This window comes from Shewanella loihica PV-4, assembly GCF_000016065.1.
Taxonomy (GTDB): Bacteria; Pseudomonadota; Gammaproteobacteria; order Enterobacterales; family Shewanellaceae; genus Shewanella; species Shewanella loihica.
The window spans coordinates 2,175,513-2,199,165 of sequence record NC_009092.1 but is presented as its reverse complement, the minus strand read 5'-3'; the positions used below and the strand labels follow the sequence as shown (position 1 = coordinate 2,199,165).

18 protein-coding genes are annotated in these 23,653 nt (G+C 52.4%); 5 read left to right on the top strand and 13 right to left on the bottom strand.

Annotation, left to right across the window (positions count from 1 at the left end; all coding sequences use genetic code 11):
- Nucleotides 1-46 precede the first annotated feature (46 nt).
- Together pabB and SHEW_RS09845 are read left to right on the top strand one after the other, a co-directional pair.
- A complete protein-coding gene (gene pabB / locus SHEW_RS09850; protein WP_011865701.1) occupies nucleotides 47-1,480 on the top strand; it encodes an aminodeoxychorismate synthase component I in 1,434 nt (477 codons plus the stop codon).
- A gap of 17 nt (nucleotides 1,481-1,497) precedes the next feature.
- Nucleotides 1,498-2,067, top strand: coding sequence for a CoA pyrophosphatase (locus SHEW_RS09845; RefSeq protein WP_011865700.1), 570 nt, complete (start codon nucleotides 1,498-1,500; stop codon nucleotides 2,065-2,067).
- A 111-nt stretch (nucleotides 2,068-2,178) separates the two neighbouring features.
- Here SHEW_RS09845 and SHEW_RS09840 read toward each other — a convergent pair whose 3' ends face one another.
- Entirely contained in the window at nucleotides 2,179-2,514 is a 336-nt protein-coding gene (locus SHEW_RS09840) for a hypothetical protein (RefSeq protein WP_011865699.1), read from the bottom strand.
- Between the two features lie 246 nt (nucleotides 2,515-2,760).
- On the opposite strand from SHEW_RS09840, the gene asnS reads away from it, so the two are divergent.
- Nucleotides 2,761-4,161 carry an asparagine--tRNA ligase gene (gene asnS, locus SHEW_RS09835; RefSeq protein ID WP_011865698.1) on the top strand — a complete coding sequence of 467 codons (1,401 nt, stop codon included), beginning with the start codon at nucleotides 2,761-2,763 and terminating at the stop codon, nucleotides 4,159-4,161.
- 175 nt (nucleotides 4,162-4,336) lie between these two features.
- Here asnS and SHEW_RS09830 read toward each other — a convergent pair whose 3' ends face one another.
- The 8 genes from SHEW_RS09830 to SHEW_RS09800 form a co-directional block, all read right to left on the bottom strand.
- Nucleotides 4,337-4,687, bottom strand: coding sequence for a hypothetical protein (locus SHEW_RS09830; RefSeq protein ID WP_041406622.1), 351 nt, complete (start codon nucleotides 4,685-4,687; stop codon nucleotides 4,337-4,339).
- Nucleotides 4,688-4,812: 125 nt separating this feature from the next.
- Nucleotides 4,813-5,235, bottom strand: coding sequence for a DUF6678 family protein (locus SHEW_RS09825; RefSeq protein WP_049766575.1), 423 nt, complete (start codon nucleotides 5,233-5,235; stop codon nucleotides 4,813-4,815).
- Between the two features lie 99 nt (nucleotides 5,236-5,334).
- Nucleotides 5,335-5,811, bottom strand: a complete 477-nt coding sequence (locus SHEW_RS20405) for a hypothetical protein (protein WP_083764352.1) — start codon at nucleotides 5,809-5,811, stop codon at nucleotides 5,335-5,337.
- A gap of 205 nt (nucleotides 5,812-6,016) precedes the next feature.
- Nucleotides 6,017-7,009 (bottom strand): FAD:protein FMN transferase, encoded by a 993-nt coding sequence (locus SHEW_RS09820; RefSeq protein ID WP_011865696.1) that lies wholly within the window; start codon nucleotides 7,007-7,009, stop codon nucleotides 6,017-6,019.
- 23 nt (nucleotides 7,010-7,032) lie between these two features.
- Nucleotides 7,033-8,370 (bottom strand): DUF3570 domain-containing protein, encoded by a 1,338-nt coding sequence (locus SHEW_RS09815; RefSeq protein WP_190272417.1) that lies wholly within the window; start codon nucleotides 8,368-8,370, stop codon nucleotides 7,033-7,035.
- A gap of 145 nt (nucleotides 8,371-8,515) precedes the next feature.
- Complete coding sequence (locus tag SHEW_RS09810; protein ID WP_011865694.1) at nucleotides 8,516-8,734, bottom strand: DUF4266 domain-containing protein; 219 nt, start codon at nucleotides 8,732-8,734, stop codon at nucleotides 8,516-8,518.
- Nucleotides 8,724-9,296, bottom strand: coding sequence for a TlpA disulfide reductase family protein (locus SHEW_RS09805; protein ID WP_223294782.1), 573 nt, complete (start codon nucleotides 9,294-9,296; stop codon nucleotides 8,724-8,726). The genes SHEW_RS09810 and SHEW_RS09805 overlap by 11 nt, the downstream gene beginning before the upstream one ends.
- Before the next feature lie 206 nt (nucleotides 9,297-9,502).
- A complete protein-coding gene (locus SHEW_RS09800) occupies nucleotides 9,503-11,353 on the bottom strand; it encodes a VRR-NUC domain-containing protein (protein WP_041406621.1) in 1,851 nt (616 codons plus the stop codon).
- Nucleotides 11,354-11,660: 307 nt separating this feature from the next.
- Between SHEW_RS09800 and SHEW_RS09795 the strand changes: the two genes are divergently transcribed.
- On the top strand, nucleotides 11,661-12,080 hold the full coding sequence (locus tag SHEW_RS09795) for a secondary thiamine-phosphate synthase enzyme YjbQ (protein WP_011865691.1): 420 nt from the start codon (nucleotides 11,661-11,663) through the stop codon (nucleotides 12,078-12,080).
- Between the two features lie 58 nt (nucleotides 12,081-12,138).
- Here the strand turns inward: SHEW_RS09795 and SHEW_RS20110 are convergent, their stop codons facing one another.
- The 4 genes from SHEW_RS20110 to SHEW_RS09775 form a co-directional block, all read right to left on the bottom strand.
- Nucleotides 12,139-15,558, bottom strand: a complete 3,420-nt coding sequence (locus SHEW_RS20110; protein ID WP_049766515.1) for a DEAD/DEAH box helicase — start codon at nucleotides 15,556-15,558, stop codon at nucleotides 12,139-12,141.
- Nucleotides 15,559-15,798: 240 nt separating this feature from the next.
- The gene (locus SHEW_RS09785) at nucleotides 15,799-17,019 is read right to left on the bottom strand and encodes an RsmB/NOP family class I SAM-dependent RNA methyltransferase (RefSeq protein ID WP_041407133.1); all 1,221 of its coding nucleotides are present in this window, start codon (nucleotides 17,017-17,019) and stop codon (nucleotides 15,799-15,801) included.
- Between the two features lie 152 nt (nucleotides 17,020-17,171).
- Nucleotides 17,172-18,437: a sugar MFS transporter gene (locus SHEW_RS09780; RefSeq protein ID WP_011865688.1), complete on the bottom strand. Its 1,266-nt coding sequence runs from the start codon at nucleotides 18,435-18,437 to the stop codon at nucleotides 17,172-17,174.
- Between the two features lie 139 nt (nucleotides 18,438-18,576).
- Nucleotides 18,577-20,202 (bottom strand): alpha-glucosidase family protein, encoded by a 1,626-nt coding sequence (locus SHEW_RS09775; protein WP_011865687.1) that lies wholly within the window; start codon nucleotides 20,200-20,202, stop codon nucleotides 18,577-18,579.
- A gap of 485 nt (nucleotides 20,203-20,687) precedes the next feature.
- On the opposite strand from SHEW_RS09775, the gene SHEW_RS09770 reads away from it, so the two are divergent.
- A complete protein-coding gene (locus tag SHEW_RS09770) occupies nucleotides 20,688-23,516 on the top strand; it encodes a TonB-dependent receptor (RefSeq protein WP_011865686.1) in 2,829 nt (942 codons plus the stop codon).
- Nucleotides 23,517-23,653 lie beyond the last annotated feature (137 nt).

The window sequence follows — 23,653 nt, the reverse complement described above, 5'->3', positions numbered from 1 at the left end:
TTTCGCGACTTTTAGGGGAACATCACATTTTAGATAAGGGTTATCGATGGATTTTTCGTCGACTCAAGGCGTTGCACTGCAAAAGTTAGACTGGCAACTCAGCACCATTGAGGTATTTGACTGCTTCGCTCACCTGCCCTGGGCCATACTGCTGGACTCCGCCGGCGCCGATCATATAGACGCCCGGTACGACATCATCAGCTTCGATCCTCTGGCCACCATCACCAGCCAGGATGGTGTCACCCATACCAGACATCTGCGTCCCACTGCGGCTAGTGCTACAGAAGAAAATCAATCTAAAGACGGTGTTGAAATTAGCCAGGACGATCCCTTATCGATATTGCAAGCGGCGATAGCCGACTACTTTCCGACTCAACATGCCTGTGAGCTGCCCTTCAGCGGCGGCGCCCTGGGCACCTTTAGCTATGATCTGGGCAGACGCATCGAGAAGCTACCCACCATTGCAGCCCAAGATATCGAACTTCCCGAGATGAATATCGGCCTCTATGACTGGGCGCTGCTGTTTTGCTACCAGAGCCAGACCTGGTCTCTGGTGCACTACCGAGGTGAAACGGCGCTTAAAGAACGTCTAGCCGATTTAGAGGCAAGGTTAAGCTCGCCGTCGAACGAAAAAGCCAATGGTGAGAAGTTTGCCCTGAGCCGTGACTGGCAGCCACAGATCACTAAAGGCGAATACAGAGACAAGTTTGATCGGGTGCAGGATTATCTACACAGCGGCGATTGCTATCAGATCAACCTTACCCAGCGTTTCGAGGCCGAGTATCGCGGTGACGAGTGGCAGGCCTACCTTAAACTCAGGGCCAGCAACAAGGCGCCCTTCTCTGCCTTTATCCGCCTGGATATGCACGCCATCCTCTCCATCTCGCCCGAGCGTTTCATCAAGCTTAAGGGCGATGCCATAGAGACCAAGCCGATCAAGGGCACCATGGCGCGATCCAGCGACGCCACGGCCGATAAGGCCGCCGCCGAAGCCCTGGCGGCATCGGAGAAAGATCGCGCCGAAAACCTGATGATCGTGGATCTGCTTCGAAACGATATCGGCAAGGTGGCAAGCCCTGGCAGCGTGCGGGTGCCCCATCTGTTTGCCATCGAAAGCTTCCCGGCGGTGCACCATCTGGTGAGCACTGTCACCGCCAATCTCGCTGCGCCCAACAGCCCCTGCGATCTATTAAGGGCAGCATTTCCCGGTGGCTCTATCACGGGCGCACCTAAGATCCGCGCCATGGAGATCATCGAAGAGCTGGAGCCATCGCGCCGCAGCCTCTACTGTGGCTCCATCGGCTATATCAGCCAGGACAGGCAGATGGATACCAGCATCACCATACGTACCTTGGTGGCCGAGCCACCTCGTCTCTACTGCTGGGCGGGCGGTGGCATTGTGGCGGACTCTCAGGTCGATGCCGAATATCAGGAGAGTTATGATAAGGTGAGTAAGATCCTCCCCGTGCTGAGTAACTGACAAGTAATTAGGCAAATATGACACTGGACGAGTTTAAACGGCGCTACGCTCTGCACCAACTGCCCACAGACACAGGGCCGCAGATCCATCGCACATTGCGACAGGCCGCCGTGCTCGTTCCCCTGATGGAAGCCAGTGGCGAGCTGGAGCTGCTGCTGACTCGCCGGCCCACCCACCTAAGGGCCCATCCGGGGCAGATAAGCTTTCCAGGCGGCAAGGTCGAAGAGAGTGATGCCAGTTACGCCGACACCGCCCTACGTGAGGCGTTTGAGGAGATCGCACTACCGCGGGACAATGTCGAGGTGCTGGGCCAATACCCCATGTTTAACACCTTCACCGGCTTTGCCATCGCGCCCATCATAGGTGTGGTAAGAGAAGCTTTTGAGCCTGTGCTCGATCCCGGCGAGGTAGATGAGCTGTTCAGCGTGCCCCTGAGTTTCCTGTTAAATCCTGCCAATCGCATTCAGAAGCAGTTTTCCCGCCGCGGCGTGAACTACCCCGTCTACTTCATTCCCTATGGCGATTATTTTATCTGGGGCGCCACCGCCGCCATGATAGACAGGCTCTGTCGCCAGATAGGCAATTGACGAACGAGCTAAGTTCGCTCTAATGAAAAGCTAACAACGCTACACAAGCCAGCACTTCGTCTATGCATTTTTTCAAACTGCGAATACTGTGATCGATTGCGGACTGACGCCCTAGACAAAAAACTTAAGATAAAGACCTGCCGCGGTGGAGGTTAGCAAGAGCAGCGGGATATTGAACCAGTAGCCCATACGGCTGTGATGGGCCACATAGAAGTTAAAGGCCAAGTTGATCAAACTGATGGCGGCGCAGCTCCAGATCACATACTCCAGCCTCAGGGTGATGGTGGGATCCCAGGTAAGGCGCACGCTGGCCCCTTTACTGAGAAAGTAACCCACGGCGCGATCCGGTCTGGCCTCACCAAAGAGCAGTAATGCGTACACGGCCAAGGACCAACCTAAGATCGACAAGGTGCCTAAAAAAATCTGGAAAATTTTGACTTTTTTCATTTAGCCCACTGAATTAACTGGCCATATTTTAAGCATAACAAGCTTTCCAGCCTAACACCATTCACGGATAAACAGCAGATTAAGGCCGCTTTTTCATGACGCTTTCGCCTGCCTTAGCTGAAATGCCCATTTTATTTGCCTTAAGGCCAATCTATCTGCTGTTTTTCCCTTGAGAAAAGCCACCAGCAAGGTAATATAAACCTCCAAAATTTTTAATAAAACGTTTCGTTGGAGAACTAAGCAACAATGAGCATTGCATCTGTCGCTTCTGTATTTAAGGGTGATTTTGCGGTTGGTTCGCAAGTTACCGTACGCGGTTGGGTAAGAACTCGCCGAGATTCCAAGGCCGGCATCTCTTTTCTTGCCGTATATGATGGTTCCTGTTTTGATCCCATTCAGGGCGTTGTGCCAAATAGCTTAGACAATTATAACGACGAAATCTTACGCCTCACGGCCGGTTGCTCAGTCGTGATGACGGGTGAACTGGTTGAGAGCCCAGGTAAGGGTCAAGCATTTGAGATGCAGGTGACTAAGGTTGAGGTCACAGGTTGGGTTGAAGATCCTGATACCTATCCTATGGCGGCCAAGCGTCACTCTATCGAGCATCTGCGCGAACTGGCTCACCTGCGTCCACGCACCAACATCATTGGCGCGGTCGCTCGCGTACGTAACTGTCTGTCTCACGCCATCCACAACTTCTACAACGAAGAAGGCTTCATCTGGGTCTCTACCCCGCTGATCACCGCTTCTGATTGTGAGGGTGCTGGCGAGATGTTCCGCGTCTCGACACTGGATCTGGAAAACCTGCCACGCACCGACGATGGCAAGGTCGACTTCAGCGAAGACTTCTTCGGTAAGGAATCTTTCCTGACGGTATCGGGTCAGCTAAACGGCGAGACCTACGCCTGTGCACTGTCGAAGATCTACACCTTCGGCCCGACCTTCCGCGCCGAAAACTCAAACACCAGCCGTCACCTGGCGGAGTTCTGGATGGTTGAGCCGGAAGTGGCCTTCGCCGATCTGAACGATGTTGCCGGTCTGGCCGAGCGCATGCTGAAGTACTGTTTCCGCGCCGTGCTTAACGAGCGTCGTGACGATCTAGAATTCTTCGCCCAACGCGTCGACAAGACAGTTATCGAGCGTCTAGAAAGCTTCGTTAACAGCGATTTCGCTCAGGTAGACTACACAGACGCCATCGAGATCCTCAAGTCATGCGGCAAGAAGTTCGAGTTCGATGTCGAGTGGGGTATCGACCTGCAATCTGAGCACGAGCGCTACCTGGCGGAAGAACACTTCAAGGCACCAGTGGTCGTGAAGAACTATCCAAAAGATATCAAGGCCTTCTATATGCGTCTCAACGAAGATGGCAAGACGGTTGCGGCCATGGACGTACTGGCTCCTGGCATCGGTGAGATCATCGGTGGTGCCCAGCGTGAAGAGCGTCTGGACGTACTAGATACCCGTCTGGACGAGATGGGTCTGAGCAAGGAAGATTACTGGTGGTATCGTGACCTGCGCCGCTACGGCACAGTGCCACACTCAGGCTTCGGTCTGGGCTTCGAGCGTCTGGTCTCTTACGTGACCGGCGTATCGAACATCCGCGACGTGATCCCATTCCCACGCGCACCTAAGTCAGCGAACTTCTAAAGCAAGTTCTGCAAAAAAACGCCCTACGGGGCGTTTTTTTATGGGCGCAGGTTTCAGATAGCAATTTCAATGGACTAACGCCACAATATGGGGCGTATTAAGCTTAGCTATAATGGCGAAGAATGAGCGCTAGCCAAGCTTTAGAGGTCCCATCCATGATTGCCTTGTTAGGTAGCTATTCTCGAATGAACGTTACTACTTTACTTTTTACATCGTATGTAAAAGTACCACTTAAGAAAGGCATATACATAACATTTTTACTTTTACGAAATTCAGAATGGTGTTTTACCCTAAATTCGTAAACTGCTTTTGCTACGTTTAACTTATTTTTAGATAAGTAGTAATTTGATACATCACCGTTGTTTTTAGCGAGATGCTGTTTAACAGCCTCAAAGGCGTTTTCATCGAGCTTTGTTTTAGGCTTAAACGCCCAAAAGAACGTGTAACCATCTGGCGGCCCAATAACTATGGTTTTTCCAAATAGTTCAAAACTTAACAAAGCTAGAAAAATTACTATGAATCTCATTAGCTACCTAACGCCGCGTTAAGGTGCGAGCAACTCAATACAAAAGCCTCTGCAATGCACCGTAATTACTAAACCCAACGCATATCAAAAATGCCACGCGTTGTGAGTCGCTCTTGAACGATTTGCTATGTGTATTTATAAATTTCTATATCTTTACCGTGCTGAAAATAGCCCCAAATTCTAACACCACACTCTGTGAGAGATATTTTAGTATTTTGCTCTTTACATATAGCAATGACCTTATCCCTATGATCTAGAACTTCTGGCTCCAGCAAAACGCCTCTTGAATGAGAGATACGAGCGTCAATATCAATAAAATGTATTGCTCGAAAGTTTCCCCATATTTGTGCCAGTTCACTGGCATATTGATAGCTAGAGTCACTTTCCGGCCATGTTGACCCATCAATGTAGGTAACTCGGTAGCTTAGTAGCTCATCGATATCGCTCAATGCTACAAGCAAATTGTTCCACTTAGTGTTATTCATAACACCAAAAATACCATTACTATCAATTAGTTTAATGATATATGACTTTAAATCTAAACGCATAAATTCCCAATACCAATAACGCCGCCAATAGAGGCCCGCGCTTGCGCGGGTCCTATTGCTTGGCCTGGTTAGGCGATACTTGTACATTGCAGCAATACCTTAGCTTGGAACTTTAAGGCGCATATCAATGCGGATTAGATCGCCTTCTTTTTTAGTTTTAAATGAAGGACCAGCATCATGTGACTGGCTTTGAGGAAAAACAACCAAAGATAAATGTGGGTCTTCTCTAAGTGTTGAGTACATCAACATTTCACCCATATCATTGCTAGTCCATTGGGTTGGACCTTCTAATATTTTTCCTACAGCGTGATATACAACTCTAATGCTGAAGCCATTTTCGTCGCTATCATATCGATATAAGTCTGTCGGAGCCTCTAGCTCAATTCCAATGCGACTTAACTGATCTAGCAGATCATTGGGAAGCACTTCAGAGAAGCAGTGCCTCCATTTAGTACACCACTCACAATCACATTTGTAAGCAGGAACGCCTGCTTGGCCTTGAATCTGTCTTGTAGCCTCAAGGTTCGTAGCTAGTTTCCAAGTACCTACTGGAATAGTTGGTCGTTGTTTCTTCATTTCCGCCTAACATTTTATTAGTGCGCATGCGCATCTATTTGGCAAAACGCGCATGCGCATCTGATAAACCTATTATTGATGACTTACTAAACTAAAGTCATTGATTTATAACCACTCTAGCAGAGTCATGCAGGATAAACGAGCACCAGAATGGGCGAAGTGCGCATGAATATTGACTCGGTGCCTCACCTTAAATACCTGAAAGCTAGCCACGGATGATGTGATGAACGACGCCCTGACGAGATAGAAAGTCTTCGGCTCCCTCCCCCTGTAACATGGCCAGAGTCGCCAGCATGCCGGCGACGACACAAGAAGGCGCAAACACACTGACCGATATTGGCGCGCCTTTGATGGGGTACCCAGTGCTGGGGTCGATGATGTGGCCATAGCGCTTTCCTTGGTGCAGCAGATAACGCCGGGAGTGTCCGCTGGTGGCCAGCGCGCCAGATTTCAGCGTCACCACACGTGCGGGGGTATCTAGCTTGTGGGGATCTTCTATCCCTATCTGCCAGGGCCTCTCGCAGCCTGGAGAGGCAATCATATCGCCGCCAAGATTCACTAAGAGATCATATTCGGGCAGCTCACGACGCAGAACCTCTACAGCCCTGTCGGCGGCGTACTCTTTGGCGATCCCACCAAGATCGATCCCCATGCCATAAGGTAGAAAAAAGTGGTTATCTTCGATAATCAGCCGCTCGAAGCCTACCTGAGCAAGCGCTGCCTCTATCTTGCTATCACTCGGCGGGGCTGCACTCTCTCCAGCGCCGAATGGCCAGAGGGCCAATACGGGCTCTGCGGTCACATCAAAACGGCCTTGGCTAAGTCGGTAACAATGCTCGGCAAACTTGAGTAGACCAAGGGTTTCATCGTCGATCGCTTGCCAGTCTCCGGCGCCGCGATTGATTTGAGTTAATACGCTGTTCTCGCTAAAGCGGCTGTACTTAGCCTCGATGCACTTAACCTCGGCCATGGCGCGACTGAAGGCCTGAGTTATTCGCTCTTGGTCAATCTTGTCATCTTGAGCCTTGCTACCTGCTTGCTTAGGGCGCGCCAGCAACTCACAGCGACTGGCCATGGCCATGAACTCGCCCCTCAGTCCCTTAAGGTTTTTGCGTCCATATTGGCTATCGACGAACGGATATTCGCTTTCATCCGAGATAACCGCCTGTTGATCGTCTAGATCAGCAAGCGGCGACAATTTAAGACCTTCACTAGTTGAGATCAAAATCGCATTCCAAATTGAAGCACTATGGCATCGAGGCGTGGGAACTGATCGAAACTGGCGAGCTCACCGGGCAACTCGACACCGTGGTTTTGCGGGCGCTGCTGATAGTAGGCAAGCCGCACACTGGCCAGCATCCCCTGCTCTAACTTCTGGCCATATTTGACGCCTATTGTATAGGTCTGCATCTTACCCAGACGATGATCCGCCGAGGCGAACTCGGGCAAGGGCTCACCCTCAGTGAGATAGAGGTGATAAAACTCGGCCGCGTCCTGCAGATAAACCCTAAACTGCCATTGCCAATAGGCGGCGCCGGTGAGGTTGTAGCGATAACGGGCATCAAAGGTATGGGCCTGCAGCGACCAGTCATCATTACTGTAGCGATAGGAAAAGGTCAGCGCGCCGCTATCCAAGGCACCCTTGGTCATGAGATAAAGGTTGTGTTTGAGCCGCTCGTCGGGGCGCTGCTCATAGTGATAGCCAAGGGCCTGCCCTCTACTATCGACCCGGCTAACCACCTTGTAGGCGTCATTAAGGTAGCCATTCACACTGGAGAGGCCATAACTTAGCTGAGCCTGCCAGCGACGATTCAGCGTCTGGGTCACCCCGACATTCAGATCGAGCGTGCGTTTAAGGGCGCTGTCATAGAAACGCGTGGCATCGAATGCCTGCCTAAACTCGGCCTCGTTGGCAAAGTCATTACGAAACACCATCTCACTCATCCCGACGGGCCGCCCGCCCACTGGATTGACTATGTCAAAATAGTAGGCCGCGCCGGCAAACACCTGGGTATTGCTCTGATTGAAGGAGTGCTCGAGCCCTGCATTGACACCGAGAGAGGTGTAATCATATTCGCGAGAGAGATACCCACCGAGGCTTACCTGCCATTTGGCAGAGAAGAGATGCTGCCAGTTGGCGCTGAGCTGCAAGCGGGTATCCTTGAAGGTGTCATCCAGCGGCAGTTCTCCGGCTCTCGCCTGATAGACGCCGGTTCCCGACGGACGGGTAAAACTTTGGGGGCTTGCCTGGATCACGGCGCCATTGGCCGAGGCGCCAGTCAGGGCGTCCAGTGCTATCTTACCGCGGATAATATTGGCGTCGTCCAGCGCCTGACGATAGTTGATGATCCCTTCTGCCGCCGTGACCCTGTCCTGCTCCTGATAGTAGACCAGGGCCGCATCTATGGTCGCGCCGGAGAGCGGATCGCTCGCTTGTTCCTCTTGCTCAGCGGTATTATCGCGCGTCTCGGCGGCTTGTTCGCCTGCAAGCGCATTGTCACTGGTTACCGCCACGCCGACACCGAGAAACAGACTGCTGGCCATCAGCAAAGATGCCATCACAGACTCGCTTTCTAGCGAGGCGCTTTTTAGCGATTCACTTTTTAGCAAAGCGCTTTCTACTGTCCCGAGTTGATTTGGTGTCGGCTTGTCCTTCATGTCGCTCAAGCGATCATCCTTATTCCCTGTTATCTCTTAAAACAACCTAGTTACAACCGCAGCCACCGCCGGCAAGGGTACGGCCGCCACTGGAGGCCTCCTTACTGAAATAGATATGATCTTCTATCGCCATATCCATCTCATCGGCCTCTAGCTGCATATCCTCCCTAGCAAACTGCCCTCGCTCCCAGGGCTTTACGCCGAGATTGGCGCAGCCAGACAGCAGAGCTACCAAGATGAGCAGCAGCGTTAAATCAGTTCGCATCGGCTGACCTCTTCTTCAACAAAGATTGGATCTCCTGCTCTACGGCAGCTTGCTTGGACTTGAAGAAGCCCAGATGCTCGCTGACCAGATTTCCCTCAGCATCAAACAGATAACTGCTGGGCATCCCCTGCAGATTAAAGTGGCCGGCCATCTCCCCCTTGGGATCGTAGAGGATATCGAAGCTAGTTTTGAAATCGGCCAGAAAGGGCCCAGCCATCTCACTCTCTTCATCGAGATTGATCGCCACGATCGCAAGCCCTTTGTCGCCATAGCGTTGATGCATCAGCTCCATCCAGGGAAAGGAGTCACGACAAGGTGCGCACCAGGAGGCCCAGAAATCCACATAGACCACCTTGCCCTTATAGGACTCAAGTGACACCAGCTCGCCGCTTTGTGTCTTGGCGCTCAAATCCAAGCGCGGCGCAGCGTGACTCGGCTGCACCATAGACAAGCTAACGAGCATTGCCATCGATAGCCAAAGAAGCTTGGCCATCATGGGGGATCTCATTCTCCCCTCTACAGACGGCTGAACGCCTTGCATCTTCTGTTCTCTTGACATCATTGTTCCTTCACTGCTGGCTAAACACTTTCTTTATAGCTTGCGCGGGGCGGACTTTACTAACAAAAGTCTCGTATCTTATTAACGAGGTTAGCAAAAAATCATGGCATTAGGACAGCGAAAGATATAGTTATACCACTTCGTAATAAAGAGTATGCGTTATGAAAACGCCTGAGCGAACACCCTTTTTTAGTCAAGGTTACTCAATGTTAGTCGAGCCAAGAGAGATAGCAGACGCTGGCCTTAACGCCGTTTCGATTAAACCAATCCAGCCAGACTGTCTGATTATCTCTTAGGGCATCTCCCGGGCCCTTCACCTCGATAAGCTCGGCTGTGACTCTGCTATCAATTAAGTTTGGCGCCCCGTCATCGGTTGCGTGACGTTCGATTGCAAGATATTCGGCAGTTAGATGAAAACAGATAAGATCGGGAAAGCCCGCGCGGTAATAACGCAGATCGAACAGCATCTGACGAAACAGATTCGCTAAAAAGGCCCCGCTGAATGCTGTCAGCGCCAGCTGCAGTAACAGGGGGGTCTGATCCTTGTCTCGGCTTTGGGCTGATTCCAACCCTAAGGCATCAAAGCTTAACTCCTCAAACAATGGCCAATGCACCCAGTCGTTGGTGATGCCGCATTTTTGATGAAAATGTTCCATGATCATCTGGGTGTCACCCGAGGCCAATGCCGCGAGTCTCTTATCTATCGCTTGTTTGCGCCTTGGGTAGAACTCACTCTGGTACATGTCGCTCGGCCTGCTCTGATAGGAATTAGCGAAGGCGCCGCCAACATCGGTGAAGATAATGTCCCAGAAGGCCAGGCCAAACAGGCTACAGAAGAGACGGTTCTCCACCTCGACACAAAGCCGCAACTGCTCACCCTGCATAGTGCTCAAGTGTCTGGCGGCGCATTGCTCAACGCGTCCAGCACCCTCGGCGTTTGACTCTCTGCCTTCTAAGTTCTCATCATTTGCTGTGCGCTGACATTCTAGTTTGAAGGTATCAAACTCCCCTTGCCAAGGCTTGGGCGCCGCCCGTCCCAGGCTGCGATGAAGGCTTTTCTGCAAACGCCTGGCGACCAGACGCTCACTCTCCTCCATAGGAGACGCTAACATCAGCTCTACAAATTCTAACGCCTCATCATCACGGCCAAGCTTATTCAGGCAGCGAGCCTGGCGCTCCCGGCTAGGCGGTTTCTTTGTGTTTCCATACAGGGCTAAGGCGCGCTCAAAGTGACCCAAACGCTCTAATTGGCGCGCCGCCATTAGCCAGAGCCCTTGGGTCATGCGGTTCAGCTTTTCATTGCCAGCCTCTTTGGTGAAATCGGGCAGTTCGGTGAGCCTTTGACAAAATGAATCAAAATTTTCGATACCAATATCACTGGGCTTGCCGCTCAGACCACCCTCTTCAAACTCTTGGTATAGGCTAGACAACGTATACAAGCCTTCTATCTCGGCTCGCGTATTGAAGCTGCGACTGGCGATGCTGGTCGAGTACGCTTCAAAATTATGAATACCAAGATCGGCCAAGATAAACTGACTCAAGGACTGACTCATGCGCTCGAAATAGAGTAATTCGAAGCGGCGATAGACGACCTGAGGGCTAAGGCAGAACCAATGCTGTGCTGGTGCCAAACGCCTCAGCAGATTTGGTAACAAGCCTGTCTCTTGGGCATACTGGATAAGCTCACTCTTCTTTAACCGCTTGATATCCTTAACCAAGGCTTGGCTTGTCTCAACCAAGGCCTGGCTTAGCTCCGTCTTAGTGCTCTTTTGCAGCAGCCAGGCCGTATCGGGCTGCTCATAGCAGATAAGACTGTGCTTAAAAAGCTCGGAGATAGCCTCTGGGATCCCTTCGATCTCACTGTAATTTAGCTGAGCCTCACAGAACCAGGGGCCCTGGCGTGAGATCAGCCTGACAAGCAGGCACTGGGCATCAGGGGTCAAGGCTGAGAAGGTATCGACGAAGCCGAGCTCGACCTCATCGAGGAGATCGCCATAGCGGCGGGCGACGCCCTCAAGCATTAGCAGAAAATTGCTGAGGTAGTAATAGGTCGGAAGCACCTTAGCCGTGCTTGACGCTTCTCCACTTATCCTTACCGGTTTTTTAACCTGTACTGGTTTTTCGTTCTCTCGCTGCGTCATTGAGGTTCAGGTCTCTCTATTTGATCGCGTTGTCTTGGTCGCTCTGTCTTGAACGCTCGTCTTGGTCAATTCATCATCCCCTAAGCAGCGATTGTACTCTTATTGATGACTCCTTTTATAACAGCCTCTAAAAGTCTATTTACAAGCATGAGAAGTTGAAGCACTCTTAGCAAAATAACAAAAAGTGCCGCAATTTGGCGATAAAAATAGCGTAGGAAAATTGATCATGTGGATTCAAGTCGAGATAAATCTAGCCCCGAGACAGCGCGGTTATCATCTGATCACCGAAGAGATCTATCGCGCCGCTCCCCAGCTTAGCGAGATCAAGATAGGTCTCGCCCATCTCCTGTTACAGCATACCTCGGCGGGACTCACGCTCAACGAAAATGCCGACCCCAGTGTGCGGGAGGACTTCGAGCGCTTCTTTAACCGTCTAGTGCCGGAGAATGAGCCCTACTACACCCATACCTATGAGGGTGATGACGACATGCCGGCACATCTTAAGTCATCCCTGCTGGGCTGCGAGCTTACCCTGCCGATAACCGACGGCGAGTTTAATCTGGGTACCTGGCAAGGGGTCTACCTGTGTGAGGCCCGCAACCGCGCCAGTGGCCGCACCTTAATACTCACCATCCAGGGCGAGTAGCCCTTTCCCATCTGTAACTGGCAGTTCGGGGGATTGGCTGCGCTTAGATTGGTTGCGCTTAGATTAGCTGCTCAGTAATGGGCTGTAAGAGAGCCAGCCAATCATCTCTGTCCATCTCAGCTGCCGTGAGGCTCTCGGTCTGATACATGCTTTGGGCCAGCGCCTGCTTACTCTGCTGCAGCTGCTGAATCCGCTCCTCGACTGTGTTCTGACAGATAAGCTTATAGACAAATACAGGCTTATCCTGGCCGATACGATAGGCCCTGTCACTGGCCTGCTCTTCGGCGGCAGGATTCCACCAGGGATCCACATGGATCACCACATCAGCCTCAGTCAGGTTTAGTCCAGAGCCGCCAGCCTTGAGGCTAATGAGGAACACATTTACCTCGCCGCGACGGAAACGCTCTATGATGCGATCCCTATGGCGACTGCGCCCGGTTAGCATCTCATAGCCTATCTGCTGGCGTTCCAGCTGCTCGGCGATCAAATCCAGCATGCTAGTAAATGATGAGAAGATCAGTATGTTGCGACCATCTTCTATCATGCTCGGCAACTTGTTCTCCAGCCAGGCAAGCTTGGAGGACTCGGCGTTAAGCTCATCCTGTGCGCCATCTAAGCCCGTCACGCTTTGACTCAAGTTAACCTCGGGGGATATCGCCACTTTTGAATTCTCTGTCTCACCAACCTGCCCCAACTGGCCTAGGTTTAACATTGCCGGATGACAACACACCTGACGCAGCTTAAGCAGCGCATTGCTGATCATCAAGCGGTTGGCCTTGGCGCCGGTTTGCCTCAGGGCCAACTGCACCTGCTCCGCCACGGTGAGACGTATGGTCTCGTAGAGATCCGACTGGCTCTGGCTGAGCTCAATCAGGGTATTGATCACCGTCTTGGTCGGCAGCTCGGTCGCCACCTGACTCTTGGTGCGCCTTAGCATGAAAGGGGCCAGGCGCTGAGCCAGCCGCTGACGACTGGCATCGCAATGATCTTTCTCTATCGGCTGTTTAAACTGACGTTGAAACTGAGTGGCCGTGCCGAGAAAGCCCGGCATCAGGAAATGAAACAGCGACCAGAGCTCTCCAAGATGGTTCTCCATCGGCGTACCCGTTAGACAGAGACGATGCTGGGTCTGCAGCCGGTTCACCAACTTAGTGATACGGCTGCGACTGTTCTTGATGGTCTGGGCCTCATCCAAGATCACCTGATGCCAATTGAGCTTGGTCAGCCGCTCGGCGTCTTGGGCCAGGATCCCATAGCTGGTGATCAGCACATCGACATCCGTCAGCGCCTGCTCGTTATCATGGCGGGCGCGGCCGCTCCAGACGAAACTAGTCAGGCTAGGCGTAAACTGGGCGATCTCCCGCTGCCAGTTGCTGAGCAAACTGGTTGGGGCGATCACCAACACGGGCGCCTTAGTCACCCCAGCCTGTTTATCCAGCAAGATACTACACAGGGTCTGCAGCGTCTTACCCAGCCCCATATCATCGGCCAGTATGGCGCCGAAGCCGTGTCGCTTGATAAATTGTAGCCAGGCAACCCCCTCTACCTGATAAGGGCGCAGCTCGGCGTTGAGCCCATCTGGGGTAACAAAGTCTATGGTGCCCAGCCTATCTGCTCGCCTGCTCTGCTGCTCATTGAGATAACGCCCGAGCGCCTTTGCGTGTTGCCTCAGCTTGGCTTCACCCGACCAGGTCAGCGCCTGCTCAGATTGACTTAAGGCATCATCGAGCAGCGGAATGCGCCCGAGGTGATGGCGGGCCAGCACCAGCTTTTCCTGATCGTTTAGCGGCTGCTGCGTAAAGAGTTCGTCGAGCACCGCAAGTATGCGCTGAATACGCGCCGCCGGCAGCGTTAGGATGGCGCCAGATTCCAGCTCCAGCGCCACCTCCTGCGGCTGATCCGCACTACCGTTTGCGCCAGATTGTTCGCCGCTCGTTGCCTGATTGAAATCCCGGCTAAGCTTGCCCTGACGAATGAGGTTGACCAGCAATGGCAGGAGGTTAACCCGCTTTCCTTCCACCTCGACCCCAAGGCTGAGCTCGAACCAATCCTTGTCGGCGCTGTTCACCTCGCCATACCAGGCATTGGCCGCGACTTGAACGAAACGTTGCTTGGCCACCAGTTCAATCTGCCAGCCCTTAAGGGAAAGCGTGCGCAGCAACACCACATGCTCGCTCGCCTCCCCCGGTACCAGACGCAGGCCCTCGCCGAGTGATTCAGTCACGGCTGGCTCGAATTGACTAGTGAGTAGCGGCAAGGGATTAAGCAGCAGCTGGCACTTGGCAAATTGCGCCATAAATGCCTTATGGCCCGCACCAAGATAACTGAGCGATTCAAAATCATAACGCTGGCCGCGGTGAACCATGGAAAATTTGGCCACGTCGATTGGCGCCAGCAGGGGTTCAAGCCAGCTTTGATCTAGGCTCTCGCGGGCGATCTCTAGCCTTGGCAACCAGTCGCCGTCGAGATCCACGCCTTCTAACAGGGTTTGATTCACCCGCACGTCACGGCGTTTATCGATGATCCCTGTACCCGAGCAGGTATCCAGCCAGACACCGGGGCAAAGGGGCAGCATGAAGCTTTCATCTAGGTAGTCTTCATCATAGTGGGTTGCCAAACGCACCGGCTCGCCGGCCACCTTGCCAAAGAAACAGCGACCGCTGGCAAACAGCAGACGATAAAAATCGCCGCCAAGCTGCGCCGAACTATCATTGCTGTTATCTGTCTCGCTATTGGTTTCCGCAAAGGCGCAATCGAGATCGATAATGATCGCCTGCTCACTCGATGTTTCGGCCGGTGACAGATCTTGCTGCGCCGTTTGAGCCTCCAGGCTCGAAGCCACAGAGGTTAAATAATCGGGTAGATGGGCCTGGCCTGTCTTTTCACTGCCGCTTTCGGCGTTGAAGTTACTGCTGCTTTTGCTAACGCGACTACTGTCTTCAGTGCTACTGCCAAGAGCACTGCTGATTTCATCGATATTTTGACTGCTAAAGTCAGCGGCAAACGCCCTGAGCGTGTGCAGCAACTTGAGATCTGTCTGACTGACATACTTGGGCACAGGCTGGCTCTGCAGCAGTTCGAATCCAAGTGGGCCCTTGAGCTGGTAGCGGCCATTCTTATTCAGATAGCCTTTTAATACCTTGAGCTGCAAACCTGTCTCGCTCGGCACTAACAGATAGAGGATGCGATGGCGCGCCATGGTCGGGAAAGGATCGAAACGTTCCTTGAGATCGCTTCTAAACAGGCGAATGGCCGTATCTGAACGTCTGGAGCGCCCTTGCTCATCGAGGGCGCGACGCGCCGCCTGCTCAATGACCAAGGCTGCCTGATGGGCACAACGAGGCTGACCACAGTCGCAGCGACCGCTTATCTTACCCTGATCGTTGAGTGAGACCTGGCAGGTTATTTTAGGCTCACCGGCAAAGATGCCGCGGATGATATGGGCCTGGCGCTGACACTCCAGCAGCCGATCGCCCAATAACGCTTGCAGCGCGGAAAACCTTTCTTGATGTGAAAACTCTTGTACAGCCGTTTGTAATAACATCGTCCGAGAAAAAGGCAGATAGACCAAGATCAGCAAATGAAAGGAGAGATGATATCACTATTTGTCAGGCTTGTTGTAGCCTACTAAGGTCAAGTGTCGGCTTACTGCGCAGTTACCCACGCCCTAAGCCGACACCTGTGACTGAGATCAAAAAATTTCGATCTCGAGAAAGGATTAGGCAGACTCGGCGGTACGCTTCATACGCGCCAGATAGAAGCCATCGAATCCGGTATCGGCCACGCTCACGGTTTCATCGTCGATAAAACTAAAGTGCGGGTTGGCTGCAAGGAAGGCATCGACCTGCTGGCGGTTTTCCTGAGGCATGATAGAGCAAGTCGCGTAGATCAAGATGCCATCGACCTTCACCATACGGCTGTAGCTCTGCAGGATCTCCCTTTGCAGCTCGACCAGCACGGGCAGGCGATCCGGCGTATCGCGCCACTTGGCGTCTGGATTACGCTTGAGAACCCCAAGGCCAGAACAAGGCACGTCCAAAAGTACCCGGTCGGCACTCAGCTTAAGACGCTTAATGGTCTTACTACTGGCGATGATACGGGTCTCGACATTGTGGGCACCGGCGCGGCGTGCACGCTGCTTAAGGTTATCCAGTTTCCACTGCTCCACATCCATGGCCAGCAAACGACCCTTGCCCTGCATCTGGGCGGCAATGGCCAACGTCTTACCACCTGCACCGGCGCAGGCATCGATCACCCGCATGCCAGGCTCTGCGCCCACGGCGGCGGCCACATGCTGAGAACCGGCGTCTTGCTGCTCGAATAGCCCCTGCTTGAAGCACTCGGTACGAAACAGCGCCGCATCTGAGATCACCTCGAGCGCGCTTGGCACGCCTGGCACCTCGCGGGTCTCGACCCCTTCCTTGGCAAGACGCTTGGCGAGATCTTCGCTATTAGTCTTAAGCGGGTTAACGCGCAGATAACGCTTTGGTGCCTGTGCCAGCGCGGCGCGCTCCTTGGCCCAATCATCGCCTAACTGCTCCTGGCCTAAGGTATCGAGCCATTCGGGGCAACCATCGAACAGTGCCGCTTGCTGCTTGGCCGCTTCCAGGCGCTGATAAAAATCATCTTCTTCGATCGCCAGGGTGTACTGCAACTTAGGGATCGGCAGCTCGTTCGCCATGTGCCAGGCATTGAGCAGGCGTGATCCCATACGAGCAATCTCATCGGTTGAGATATCCGCCAGATAGCAGTAGAAGTTGAGGCGGCGCAGCAGATCACCCGTGACATAGGTGATACGCGCCTGCTCTGACGGCGCTAACTTGAGTCCAGAGAAATGATGTGAATAGGCTCTGTCCAGCGGTTTGCCTTCTTCGAGCACCATGGCCAGCACATTGATAACTAATTCGGTTGAACTTGGAGATAGCGACGCATTTAACATAGTTGAGCCTAGATAATAAAAATCGCTGGCGATCATAGGAGTTAAGCCCCTAATAGGCAAGCGATAGCGGCGATTATGGCAATAAAAAAGGCAAGCATTGCTGCTTGCCTCTGAATTATAGGTTTAAAGACCCAAGCCTTAGAGCATAGCCCTTAGAGCTTAGACCCCTTCACGCCATAGAACATAATGAACAGATAACAGATGATCGGTAGGAAGAAGGCATGCTGAATACCTATGTTATCCGCCAGTACACCCTGCAGCAAAGGTAGGATCGCGCCGCCAACGATGGCCAAGCAGAGTACACCCGAACCTTGTGAGGTGTGAGGGCCGAGATCCCGCAGCGCCAGGCTGAAGATGGTCGGGAACATGATGGAGTTGAACAGGCCAACCGCCAGAATTGCCCACATGGCCACGGTGCCAGTGCTGGTCATCGCCAATGCAACCAGTAGAGCCGCCATTAAGGCGTTGAAACCGAGCACAGTACCGGCAGGCACCTTCTGCATCACGGCACTACCGATGAAACGACCTACCATGGCCCCGCCCCAGTAATAGGTGATGTAACTCGCGGCGCTGGCCTCACTTAGCCCGGCAATGTCATCCTGGGCCAGGAAGTTAACCAGGAAGCTGCCGATAGACACTTCAGCACCCACGTAGACGAAGATCCCCACGGCGCCGAGCACCAGATGGAGTGATTGCAGTGCGCTGGTCTTGCCATTGTGCACCACCTCGCCCTGCTCGCCGCTCTGACAATGTTCTTTGATCTGCGGCAGATCCAGTTTGGCAAATACCAGCGCCAGGACGCCTAATGCAGTGGCCAAAATAAGATAAGGCAATTTAACCACTTCCGCCTCGGCCTGTGCCTGAGTCAGGGTCTCGCTAGCTTCAACGGCTACAGAGAGGATCAACACGGCGCCAAAATATGGCGCAACCGTGGTACCCAGGGCGTTGAAGGCCTGAGTCAGGTTAAGACGACTTGAGGCGGTCTCTACGCTACCCAGTGCGTTCACATAGGGGTTCGCCGCCACCTGCAAAATAGTGATCCCTGAGGCCAACACGAACAAGGCGCCGAGGAAGAGTCCGTAGGTGGCCAGCGCCGCCGCAGGATAGAAGAGTGCGCAGCCCAAGGCCGCGATCAGCAGACCTGTCACTATCCCTTTCTGATAGCCAAGGGCCTTAACCAGCTTACCGGCCGGCATAGAGACCAGGAAGTAGGCGCCGAAGAAGCAGAACTGGATCAGCATCGCCTCGGCATAGTTGAGCGAAAACGCCGCCTTGAGATGGGGGATCAAGATGTCGTTCAGACAGGTGATAAAGCCCCACATGAAAAATAGCGAGGTCAGGGAGACTAACGCAAAACGATAGTTCTCCTGCTCACCGCCAACCCCGGTAGCCGTGCTACTTTGTTGCATCATTGCCATGGTGTAGCTCTCTTTTGTTATTGTATATTTTGTTTGTGCTGTTAAATCATTTCATGCAAATAGCCGGCTAACGAGAGCCAGCTATTCTGACAAGCTATTTCCAAGTCGTTTATTTCTAGGCCCTTTATTTCCAAGCCCTTTACTTCCAACAATAGAAACAACCGAAACCGTCAAACTGAACCAGATCGCCTTTCAGCTCGGCCTTAGGCAGACCATGGCCTTCCAGTGGCGACAGCGCTTTGTCGCCCAGACCTGCCAGGCTAAAGCTCTGCGGCTGACCACTCAGGTTAAAGGCAACCAGCAGGGTCTGCTCGCCTAGACGACGCTCAAACACCAAAAGTGCATCGGTTGATTCAATAAATTTGATATCACCTGTGACGAGTATCGGGTGCAGTTTACGCCAGGCCAGCATGTGACGGTAATGGTTCAGAATCGACTCAGGGTTGGCCTCCTGCACATCGACCGCCACGGCTTTGTGATCGGCCGGTACCGGCAACCAAGGCGTGTTGTCACTGAAGCCTGCATGGTTGGCATCATGGCGCCAAGGCATAGGCGTGCGACAACCGTCACGGCCCTTGAACATAGGCCAGAAGGTGATGCCGAACGGATCTTGCAGCTGCTCATAGGCGATCTCTACCTCGCCAAGACCCAACTCCTCACCTTGGTAGCTACAGACACTGCCCCGTAGCGAACAGAGCATAGCGTTGAGCATCTTGGCCATATCGCTATTGAAGGCGTCTCTGCCCCAACGTGTCGCGACCCGTTGCACGTCGTGGTTGCCTATCGCCCAGCAGGGCCAGCCATCGCCAATGCTCTGCTCCAGCGCCTCTACCGTGTGGCGAATATAGGCCGGGCTAAAGTCATCGGTCAGCAGCTCGAAGCTGTAGGCCATATGCAGGCGATCGTCACCCTGGGTATATTCGGCCATGGTCGCCAGCGAGTCTTCCGAAGAGACTTCCCCTAGGGTGACGACGCCAGGATATTGGTTGATCAGCGCGCGCAGCTCTTCGATGAAACCAACAGTCTGCGGGCGGGTGTTGTTATAGTAGTGATACTGATAGGCGTAAGGGTTGTCTTCGCTAAAGCCCCTGCCCTGACGCTTGTCTTCAGGCTTAGGCGGATTGTCTCTGAGCTGCTCGTCGTGATAGCAGAAGGTGATCGCATCGAGGCGGAAACCATCGACTCCCTTGTCGAGCCAGAACTTAACATTATCCAGCACAGCTTGGCGCACGTCAGGGTTATGGAAGTTCAAATCCGGCTGACTGGTCAGGAAGTTATGCAGATAATATTGCTGACGACGTGGCTCCCACTCCCAGGCACAGCCACCGAAGATAGCCAGCCAGTTGTTGGGCGCGGTGCCATCTGGATTAGGGTCGGCCCACACATACCAGTCCTGCTTGGCGTTATCCCGGCTCTGGCGGCTCTCGCTAAACCAGGCGTGTTGATCTGAGGTGTGGCTGAGCACCTGATCGATAATCACCTTGATGCCGAGGCCGTGCGCCTTGTCGATCAGCTCGTCGAAGTCCGCCATGGTGCCAAACAAAGGATCGATAGCGCGGTAGTCACTGATGTCGTAACCGAAGTCTTTCATCGGCGACTTGAAGAAAGGCGAGATCCAGATGGCATCCACGTTCAGACTCGCAATGTAGTCGAGTTTACTTATGATGCCTTGTAGATCACCTACACCGTCGCCATTGGAATCCATTAAGCTGCGAGGATAGATCTGATAGATGACGGCGCCGCGCCACCAGGAGAGTTGGTTCATTATCGCCCCTAGGTCACCAACGACTATATTAAAGGCAGGTGCCTGCCCCTGGGTTGCATACCTGTTACCCGATCGTTGTCGACGAACAATTGTTATTAGAATGAAACGAGCATACGTCATCCGGGAAATCGGGTTCAACACCACTGCATACGTATGCAAAACAGACAGGCTTAAAGCACCTTCTGACCATCTAGAGCAAAAACAAATATAAACAGATGGTTAGACTGAGTTTTGCAGCCTGTTTTGTGAGCTTGCGCACCCCGCTAGACGCCCTTTTTGAGGCCGAGGTCACTTTTGAATACGTATGCATAATATTGTGACCGCGACGAGTGCGAGAGTAGTATCGGTCCTGCTACATAACAACTTAGAAACAAGTACAATAACAAGCACTCTCATTCACCTATATAGCTGTGAACAAGGGTCCCCCCTTATTTCACACATAAGAAGTAATACAGAATGAATAGAGTGAAAAAAGGGGAAGATGGATGTTTCAATTTAAACCTAACCTACTCACGCTAGCCCTGCTCTCGGCCGGCGTTTGTATTAATGTCTATGCAGCTGATAACGAGGCAGCGAAGGCTGAAGCGGCAGCAACGACTCAAGACGAGTCAATTGAAGTAATCGAGGTACGTGGCTTCCGTACCAGTGTGATCAAGTCGCTCAACAACAAGCGTTTTGCCGATACCGTATCAGAAACCATTTCTGCAGATGACTTAGGCGCCCTGCCTGATCAATCAATTGCCGATGCCCTAACCCGCCTGCCAGGTGTTACCGCCGTACGTACCGGTGGCCAAGCAAGTGGTCTTAACATTCGTGGTCTGGACGGTGATTTCGTTGCCGCAACATTAAACGGCCGCGAGCAGGTTACCACTGGTGGTAAACGTGCGATCGAATTCGATCAATACCCTTCTGAGCTGATCAACCAGGCGCAAGTTTATAAGTCGCCAAAGGCTTCTCTCATCGAAGGTGGTGTTGCCGGCACAGTCGAGCTTAAAACAGCTGACCCGCTGCAGGCACCAAAAGACCACAACTTTACCGTTAACGCTCGTGGTAGCTTTAACGACCGCGCCGGTGAAATTGCCGACGCAGAAGAATATGGCAACCGTCTAAGCTTCTCGTACCAAGGTAAGTTCCTCGATGAAACCCTTGGTGTTGCCGTGGGTTACGCCCATCTTTATCAACCTTATGTAGCAAGCCAGTTCATCGGCCTTCGTTTCAACGACGACAGACGCGATGTCAACGGTGATGGCAATCTTGAGTCCATCAGCGAAGGCTTCGAGATGCAACAAAAAGGTGGTACCGACACCCGTGACGGTTACATGGGCGCCATCCACTGGCAACCCAATGACAACTGGAGCTTTAAGGGCGACATCTTCCACTCTAAGTTCGATTCAGAGAACTTTGCCCGCGGTTTCCGTGTGAAATCATTAAAGAACGGTCAGATCAGTGACGCCATTGTCGAAGACGGCTCTATGATCGGTGGTACAGTATCTACCGATGGTACCGATAACTTTGCCGTTTTTGTGGTTAACGATAACGACTCAAAATACTCAGAGCTCACCTCTGGTGCCGTTAACATCGAATGGACCAACGGTGAAAACCTCACCATCGCCGCAGACATCAGCTACTCTTCTGCCGACGGTGAATTCGTCAACGGCGGTACCCGCGCCGTTATCTATGACGACATGGCTAACAATGTTAGATCGGCCGAGTCGATCACTTATAAACTAAACAACCTCAATCCAGCCGACATCAGTTTCGCCAAGGATTACACAGATACTTCGACCCTAGGTCTGAGAGAAGTGGGTATGTGGCCTTATGATCAACAAAACGATCTGATCGCCTACAAACTCGACCTAAACTACCAGTTAGACAATAGCTTCGTGTCGTCTATCGACGTCGGCGTAAGATACTCTGAGCGTGAGTTCAACGCGCAGCGCTCTCAAGCCGGTTATGGTTTCGAATTTGGCACCAACCCAGACAATCAACCTGTGCTAGCCCTGACCGATGATATGACCCGTGTGGTTAACTTTGGCGGTGAGCTTTCAGGCTACCCAAGCTTCCTAGCTATCGACTTTGATAAGGCAGTGGATCTGGTTAACGCACAACTGGCGGCAACAGGACAAGATCCTTTCGTCCCTACTGCTAACTGGGCCAACAACTGGACCATGATCCAAAGCGGTACGGTAAATGAAGACGTGCTAGCCGGTTATGTTCAGGCTAACCTGGACTTCGAAATTGGTAGCATCCCTGTAACAGGTAACATCGGCCTGCGTGTGGTTAACACAGATCAGTCAAGTACAGGTCTACAACAAGTAGGTTTCGGTCTGGGTGAAGAGATCGTCGATGAAAAAGGCGTGGTCAGCACCGACTATATCCACAACAAAGTGGGTAAGTCTTACACCGACTACCTACCTTCGGTTAACTTGAACTTCCACCTGACACAAAACGATCAGATCCGTTTTGCCGCAGCATCGGTTATGGCTCGTCCACCAATCGACAAGCTTAAGTCTGGTATGGGTTCTTGGTATGACGACTCTGCAACACCAGGTTACAAGAAGTACAACGCATGGGGTAACACCAGTCCGCTACTGGATCCTTTCTATGCCGATCAGTACGACCTGTCATATGAGCACTACTTTGAAGAGTCTGAAGGTGCGATCGTCTTTGCCGTGTTCTACAAAGACATCAAGTCATTCATCAACAACTTCACTATCCAGCCATTTGACTTCGAAGAAGCAGGCTTCATCGTGCCAGACACTATTGTCGACAACGGTGTAGAGTTCCCTGTCGTTAAGAATGAAGGCCAGTACCAGACGGCGGTTAACAACGATAACGGCGGTTATATTCGCGGTATCGAACTTGCCTACACTCAGGTATTCGACTTCCTACCGGGCGCACTGAGCGGCCTAGGTTTCACCGGCAGTTACGCATACTCTGACAGTGAAGTAGAGTTTGAAACCGACCTAAGTGGTGAAAGCTTAGCTATCCCGCTGCCAGGCCTGTCTGAGCACGTATTGAACACCACCCTGTTCTACACCTTGGATGGTTTCGATACCCGTTTGAGCATGCGTTATCGTAGTGAGTATGTTTCTGAGCAAGTTGCGGTTGAATCTCAGCTGGCCTTCTTCGATGCAGAAACCATTCTCGACTACCAGGCATCTTATGCGATGGACAATGGTCTTAAGTTCCTGTTCCAGGTTAATAACCTGACAGATGAAGCTAACAAGACCTACTTCGGTCAGACGCACCAAACTGGTACCATCCAGAGCTTTGGTCGCCAATATTTCCTAGGATTTAGCTACACTATGTAATCTTAGGTAATAGCCGAAAAACACCTGCTTCGATCCCTTGAAGCAGGTGTTTTCATATTAAGCTAACAAAAAACTCTGTCACACCCAGAAAGTTAACTCAGTCACACCTAACACCTTAATGTGTCATCACCCTAGGC

Coding starts and splice junctions, on each gene's coding strand:
- pabB (WP_011865701.1), top strand. CDS start 47: ATGGATTTTTCGTCGACTCAAGGCGTTGCACTGCAAAAGTTAGACTGG.
- SHEW_RS09845 (WP_011865700.1), top strand. CDS start 1,498: ATGACACTGGACGAGTTTAAACGGCGCTACGCTCTGCACCAACTGCCC.
- SHEW_RS09840 (WP_011865699.1), bottom strand. CDS start 2,514: ATGAAAAAAGTCAAAATTTTCCAGATTTTTTTAGGCACCTTGTCGATC.
- asnS (WP_011865698.1), top strand. CDS start 2,761: ATGAGCATTGCATCTGTCGCTTCTGTATTTAAGGGTGATTTTGCGGTT.
- SHEW_RS09830 (WP_041406622.1), bottom strand. CDS start 4,687: ATGAGATTCATAGTAATTTTTCTAGCTTTGTTAAGTTTTGAACTATTT.
- SHEW_RS09825 (WP_049766575.1), bottom strand. CDS start 5,235: ATGCGTTTAGATTTAAAGTCATATATCATTAAACTAATTGATAGTAAT.
- SHEW_RS20405 (WP_083764352.1), bottom strand. CDS start 5,811: ATGAAGAAACAACGACCAACTATTCCAGTAGGTACTTGGAAACTAGCT.
- SHEW_RS09815 (WP_190272417.1), bottom strand. CDS start 8,370: ATGGCATCTTTGCTGATGGCCAGCAGTCTGTTTCTCGGTGTCGGCGTG.
- SHEW_RS09810 (WP_011865694.1), bottom strand. CDS start 8,734: ATGCGAACTGATTTAACGCTGCTGCTCATCTTGGTAGCTCTGCTGTCT.
- SHEW_RS09805 (WP_223294782.1), bottom strand. CDS start 9,296: ATGATGTCAAGAGAACAGAAGATGCAAGGCGTTCAGCCGTCTGTAGAG.
- SHEW_RS09795 (WP_011865691.1), top strand. CDS start 11,661: ATGTGGATTCAAGTCGAGATAAATCTAGCCCCGAGACAGCGCGGTTAT.
- SHEW_RS09785 (WP_041407133.1), bottom strand. CDS start 17,019: ATGTTAAATGCGTCGCTATCTCCAAGTTCAACCGAATTAGTTATCAAT.
- SHEW_RS09780 (WP_011865688.1), bottom strand. CDS start 18,437: ATGGCAATGATGCAACAAAGTAGCACGGCTACCGGGGTTGGCGGTGAG.
- SHEW_RS09775 (WP_011865687.1), bottom strand. CDS start 20,202: ATGAACCAACTCTCCTGGTGGCGCGGCGCCGTCATCTATCAGATCTAT.
- SHEW_RS09770 (WP_011865686.1), top strand. CDS start 20,688: ATGTTTCAATTTAAACCTAACCTACTCACGCTAGCCCTGCTCTCGGCC.